The 6,741-nt window shown below is 43.4% G+C and carries 4 protein-coding genes; 2 read left to right on the top strand and 2 right to left on the bottom strand.

Going from position 1 to position 6,741, the window contains the following annotated elements:
* Positions 1–802, bottom strand: an 802-nt coding sequence (locus KGY70_14820) for a hypothetical protein (GenBank protein MBS3776466.1), incomplete at its 3' end; no start/stop codon positions are given.
* A gap of 132 nt (positions 803–934) precedes the next feature.
* Positions 935–3,331 carry a family 78 glycoside hydrolase catalytic domain gene (locus KGY70_14815; protein ID MBS3776465.1) on the bottom strand — a complete coding sequence of 799 codons (2,397 nt, stop codon included), beginning with the start codon at positions 3,329–3,331 and terminating at the stop codon, positions 935–937.
* A 397-nt stretch (positions 3,332–3,728) separates the two neighbouring features.
* Here KGY70_14815 and KGY70_14810 point away from each other — a divergent pair, with 397 nt between their 5' ends.
* Entirely contained in the window at positions 3,729–4,790 is a 1,062-nt protein-coding gene (locus KGY70_14810) for a 3-isopropylmalate dehydrogenase (protein MBS3776464.1), read from the top strand.
* Positions 4,791–5,412: 622 nt separating this feature from the next.
* Positions 5,413–6,741, top strand: a 1,329-nt coding sequence (locus KGY70_14805) for a glycoside hydrolase (GenBank protein MBS3776463.1), incomplete at its 3' end; no start/stop codon positions are given.

Raw genomic sequence — 6,741 nt, 5'->3', positions numbered from 1 at the left:
CAACACAACCCGGCGCAACTTTAGCTGCCCAGATCGTATTCAGGGCTTTCTCTCCTGCTTTTTCCAGCAAGCCGGCATATTGTTTTGCAAGAGTCAAAGGCTTATCATCAAAAGCTTCCATGTAACTCGCAAAAAAGTAACAGGCAGCACCAAGAAAATAATAGCATTGTTCCGCTTCTCCCAAATGAATGACATAGGTTTTGGGATCGGCATCTTCCGGGACGGTTTTTATCAACTTTCCTTCAGCATCTAACCTTAACCAGAACTTTTTGTTTTCTAAATTTTGTTTAAGTAACCTTTCAAAATAAGGGATGACGGAATCAGCCAGGGATTTGTCCCCTGTTTCGCACGCTACCCAGCCCAGAAAAGCAGTAGAAACAGGGTCTTCGGTAGTTTTATCCGCATTTGCAGGAAAAGTGGCCAGACCTCCCGTCTCCTTATTGTGAAATTGCAGAATAAACCCCAGCAGCTTTTCAACCAATTGTATATTCCCGAGCCTGTTCGCTGCCACCGTGATCCAAAGGTTGGCATAATGGTGAAATGTATCATGAAAACCAGTACGGCTGGATTGATAATCTCCCGCTCCGGTCAGGCATTGGCGATTGATCCATTCAATGATGTTTCCAGCTTCTTCATTTTTTCCACGCTGAACCAGGGCCAGGGGCCATTTATAATACCTGACAGGATCAGATGGATTTTGGTTCAATATATCCTCTTCTTTCAAATGCTTCAACATCCATCTTTCGGCCTTTTCTGCCGCATGGGCAATACTTTTCTTCAATGATGCGATATTCTGATTCATGGGTGATTATTTTCTTTGGTTCTACCACAAACATAATCCCTACCAGACAGGAAAGGATAATTGTTCCATGCTTTTTACCGATAAAATTCAGCAGGCGCTTAATCTTCATTTAAAAAAGGGGTTTAATGATTGTTATAATTTATTGGGCCCTGGTTGCAACAGCTTTTTTTCTCCCTTCCATCTAAAACTGCCTGTCATCTCATCAGGGAGGGTTATGTTGCCTTCCACTTTTCCCTCCTTATCAAATTGCATATTAAGTATGATATTCCCGTGTTTGGTAGGATACGTGGCTTCAATATTTTTAAGCTGCCCTGGCTGAGGAGTAATACTAACAGAACGGAAACCCGGACTATCCGGTTCGATACCAGCTACAAGAGTGAAATAATAATGTACCGGATGGGCTGTCCAGGGATGGACTTCAGAACGGGGATTTTGCTCAATCCGCTTTTCCGGTGTGGCCGTCATACCCTTTTCTACAATTTTTTCCCAGGGTTTAAGGGTTTCGGTAAAATTTCCCACACCTGTCTTTTTCATTGCCTCAAACAGGTAGAAATAATAAAAAAGATTGGCTTTGCTGTCATATTCAGTATCTTCATCCAGCACTTTTCTCATGAGTTCCTTTTTTTCTGCGCTGGTATGGGCATCTGCAAGAATTGCCAGTATGCTGGCCCGCTGGTCATAAAATGTCTTTCCCGGATCATCGGCATAAATGCCCCGGTCAGGATCAAAGCAAAGATTCTTCACAATCTCGGCATATTTTCGGGATTGCGCCCTGTAATATGCAGCTTTTTTCCTATACCCAAGCCATTCTGCAATATCTCCAGCATTAGAAAGGGTATAAGCATAATTCAGGGTTAATATGGCTGAATTGCCGTCTTTATTCACTGGAGAATTGCCACCTTTAGGCAAATACCAGTCTACAAACATATGATATTTAGAATCCCCCACCAGGCCGTTTTCATTGATCAAAGACTCATAGTAATCAAATACCTCCTGTATTTCTCCCAGGTAGGATTCAATAAGCTTTTTGTTACCATCCAGCATCATCAGATCGTGAAGCATATCAATCCAGATCAAAGAATAGGTAGGATGAACAAAGGTCGCCTTAAGGGGATAGCAACTGGTGATGTTGCCATCGGGCAGCCGGGAGTTGTTAAATTGCTCCATAGCGCTGCGGAAGTATGTGAGATCACCTGTAAGGGCAGTCCAGGCCTTAAGGTGCGGACGAAGATCCCCTACATATTGCATTTGTTCATAGTAAGCATCGCTCAGCAGGTTGTCCTGGGCACAGATATCCAGCCCATGTGAGCAAACCTCCCAAACCTTTTCATAAACGGGATTGTGTGTATTGAATTTCGCTTCAATGTGAATGGGACTTGCTGAGAAAACGTTGTAAAAATCATCAATGACGAGGGGCTGATTTTTTGTTTTTATTTCCAGCTGTACAAAACGGAAAGTACGAAACCAAATGGGCTGAAAAACCCGGTTTTCACCTCCGTCCATCATATAAACATCACTGATTCCCTTGATGGTTTTTCCTTCAATCCTGTTTCTGTTGCCTTTATTGTTCGCAGCATTATAAAGTGCTTCTGTATATTTTACCTGAACATGAGCTCCTTTGCCTTTAGACAGATGCAGTTTGGGATATCCCAGCGTCACATATCCCTGATCTAGAATAATTGTTTGTTGCGAATTGGCACGAACCTTCAGGGATTTTTGTCCAAACTGGAAATCTTCACCAACCTTGTCCATACTGGTTCGGGCAATGCGGGTAAAGGGTTCCTTCTCACTTTTCTGGATAGGGGTCGTACGAGGTTGTAAAATCCATCCATGTCCTGCGCCTGCATTGGTTTTTGGTTTAGAAAAGAGCACTTTGGGTTCTTTCCAGTGATGGTCTATATATCCTGCTTCCTTCCACTTCCATGGATAATTTTCGGCCACAACCGAATCGGTGGGATTGGAAGCATAAAAACCCCCGACTATCTGGTCTCCTGTTATCCAATGTACCGTTTTTTCATGCATGGCTTTGTTTTGAAGTACCTTCCAGTTGCTGTCATAATCCGTATTCAAAAATGTTTCTTTCCTCGAATAGCCCTGCAGCAGGAAGGCTGTTCTATGGGATATGATACCATAACTTCGGTCAATACCCCAGTTCATAACCTGAGCACCTATTACATTTTTACCTTCTTTCAGGTAGGGAGCCAAATCTACGGTTTCATAGCGCCAGTGACGGACATCAGCTAGCTGAGGGCCATAACAAACTTCTTCCCCATTCACATACAAACGATAGCGATTGTCTCCACTGACATGGACTATAAATTGATCGGGTACCTCTTCCATTTCAAAAACCTTCCTGAAATGAAGCAGGTTGTATGAGGCGCCATCAATTTCAGGGTGGGATATCCAGCGGCTGTTCCACTCTACAGGATACTGATCCAGTTCGTGATTGGGATATTGTCCAAATATCCCTTTGGTCTGAAATAAAGCAATTAAAAAAAGAAATAAGAAAAATGGGTTGGTAAGTTTCATTTTACAGATGGTTTTAATCTTTCATTAAATTATCTTCTCATTTTTCATTGCACCATAATTTTCAAACATTTTATTTAAGATTGTACGGAAAAGAAAACAATTAACAAATACAATAACTGTACTGATCATATTTTTATAATTCCTCATAATCATTCTTTTGTTAACAAACGTAACCATTCTATTTCAAAATTGCATCTTTCTGTAGATTATTTTTCACTATCCCTGCAAAAAATACTGTGCTTAAAAAAATTAAAGCATGTATTTTACAAGGAGAATTACATATCCTGTTATAGTTATAATGAAGAGCAGATAATATTAATATCGAATGTCAATTTGATATTTTGTTAACATTTGTGTATTATTGCTACCTTTATCTTACCTTAAAAATAATGTCATTATGAGTAAAAAGTACAACATTGCAGTAATCCCCGGCGACGGGACAGGACCTGAAGTCGTCAGCGAAGGAATCAAAGTACTCAATGCAGTATCGGAAAAGTATGACTTTTCCTTTGATTTCACCCATTTTGATTTCGGCGGGGAGAGATATATGAAAACGGGAGAAATACTCCCTGACTCGGCTATTGAAGATTTCAAACAATTCGATGCCATATATCTCGGCGCCATTGGACATCCCGATGTAAAACCCGGCGTGCTGGAAAAGGGAATATTGCTGAAGCTTCGTTTTGAGCTGGATCAATACATCAACCTGCGTCCGGTGAAATTGTATCCAGGCGTTGAAACCCCCTTGAAGGACAAAGGTCCTGAAGACATTGATTATGTTGTGGTAAGAGAGAACTCAGGGGGCTTATACACCGGAACAGGAGGCATATCCATGAAAAACACTCCGCACGAGGTAGCCGTTCAGAGCATGGTGTATAACCGCCACCAGGTGGAGCGTTGCCTGCGCTTTGCCTTTGAGTATGCCCAAAAAAGAAATAAAGACAAAACCGTTGGTCTGTGCGGCAAAACTAACGTGCTGACTTATGTATACGATCTTTGGGAACGGGCTTTCCATGAGATCGGTGAGAAAGACTACCCGGACATCAGAAGGGATTATTACCATGTGGATGCTACCTGTATGTGGATGGTTAAAAATCCGGAATGGTTTGATGTGCTGGTCACCGGCAATATGTTCGGCGACATTATTACCGATCTGGGCGCCATGACCCAGGGCGGCATGGGCATTGCTGCCGGAGGAAACCTGAATCCCGAAGGGGTAAGTATGTTTGAACCCATTGGAGGCTCTGCTCCCAAATATACCGGAAAAGGGATCATCAATCCGCTTGCGGCCATATCCTGCACTTCCATGATGCTGGAATATTTCAATGAGATGGAAGCTTCCAGGGCTGTGGAACAATCCATCATGAATGTTACCGGAAATAAGCTGAAGAGTATGAGCGTCGGAAAAATGGGCTATTCAACTTCGGAAGTGGGCGATCTGGTAGCCAGTGGTGTGTAATACCTCAATGAATAAATTATTTAAAAAAAATGCTAACGGTGATAGGAAATCAATGAATACGGACATAACCTTCTCCTGGTCACGGAGATGAAAATGATAATTCTAATAGCCTTCTCCATGACGCAGAGATGAAAAATGTAATTCTAATACCCTTCTCCATGACGCGGAGATGAAAAATGTAATTCTAATACCCTTCTCCATGACGCGGAGATGAAAAATGTAATTCTAATACCCTTCTCCGTGACGTGGAGATGAAAAATGTAATTCTAATACCCTTCTCCGTGACGTGGAGATGAAAAATGTAATTCTAAAAACCTTCTCCCTGACGTGGAGATAAAGAATGTAATTCTAATAACCCTCCACGGAGTGCGGGGCCATAAATGAGATTACCCATAACCTTCCCCCCATGATCTGGAGATGAAAATGAAAACTTTTCAGAATTTTTTATTTCTCTTTCAGCAGATACGCACGGCCGTGCGTTCCCACAACAATTATGGCGTCCGGCTGGATCCATTAAAAAAATATCCGGGCATTCTTAACCCGAATAATTCAACACAGAAACTCTCAATTTTCATTTTTTTGGTATATTCGATGCCCCATAAACAAATAAAATCTCAGGCCTATGTGTGCGAGACACTCCAAAACATTCACTTCTATCATCTTTTCATTCATCGTATCTCTGGGTTCTTTTACCTGGTCACACGCCCAGGACCAAAAGCTTACCCTCAACGACAAAGATTACTTTGAAATGCCGGGCCTGAACGTGATGGTTTTTGACGATTTTTATCCCGAAGGCCACCAGGGTGGCGTTTCGATCATTCAGAACGGGAAGCGCATAGCCACCAATGGCGATATCCGGCTTGGCCCTGCTCCGGGTCAGTGGCAGCCCCTGCCCAAAAAAGGCGAACGTACGGTTGATCAAGGGGAGCAGCGCATCAGCATGACCATGAGCTACCCCGATTCCAGCCGCCACCGGCAGGGCTTCAACCCCATGATCTATCCCGACCTTCAATTTGATTATAAAGTTAATGTACAGACAGAAGGCCGCTCGTTCCGCGTAACGGTGGATCTGGAGGAACCTTTGCCTGAGGAATGGATTGGTAAGGTGGGATTCAATATGGAACTCTTCCCGGGTTTGTTATATGGAAAATATTACTACATGGACGATTCCTCGGGAATCTTTCCCCGGCAGGCCAATGGCCCGATGAGAAGGAACGCTGAAGGAGAACTTCACATAAAGCCTTTGGCGGAAGGCAAAACCCTCACCATTGCCCCGGAAGACGATGCCAGGAGGATGCAGATCAAAAGCCCGAACGGGGAGCTGACACTCCTGGATGGCAGGGGAAAACACAACAACGGATGGTTTGTAGTACGATCAACGATACCTGAAGGAGCCACTGAAAATGCCATAGAATGGGTGGTCACACCTCATGCAAAGCCCGGCTGGAAATACGACCCGGTCATTCACATATCGCAGGTGGGTTATCATCCCGATCAGGATAAAACAGCCGTGGTAGAACTGGATAAGCGGGAAAATACATTCGGAGAAGTAAAGTTAAAACGAGTTCTTCCCAATGGTGAAGAAGAAACGGTTTTATCGGAAAACCCGGATCCTTGGGGCGAATTCCTCCGTTATCAATACATTCAATTCGATTTCTCCGATATTACTCAAGAAGGCATATACCGGGTAGTATATGGCACTAAGAAAACCCTCCCGTTTGAAATCAACAGTGACATATATGACAGGCACGTCTGGCAGCCCACACTGGAATACTACCTGCCCGTTCAGATGTGCCACATGCGGGTAAACGACAAATATAGGGTATGGCATGGATTATGTCACATGGACGATGCCCTGAGGGCTCCGGATCACATCAACCACTTTGACGGGTACAGCCAGGGAGAGATCAATAACAGCAAATATGGAGCGCTTGAGCATGTACCCGGGCTC

This window comes from Bacteroidales bacterium (assembly GCA_018334875.1).
Taxonomy (GTDB): Bacteria; Bacteroidota; Bacteroidia; order Bacteroidales; family UBA12077; genus JAGXLC01.
This window is presented reverse-complemented; position numbering and strand designations above follow the sequence as displayed.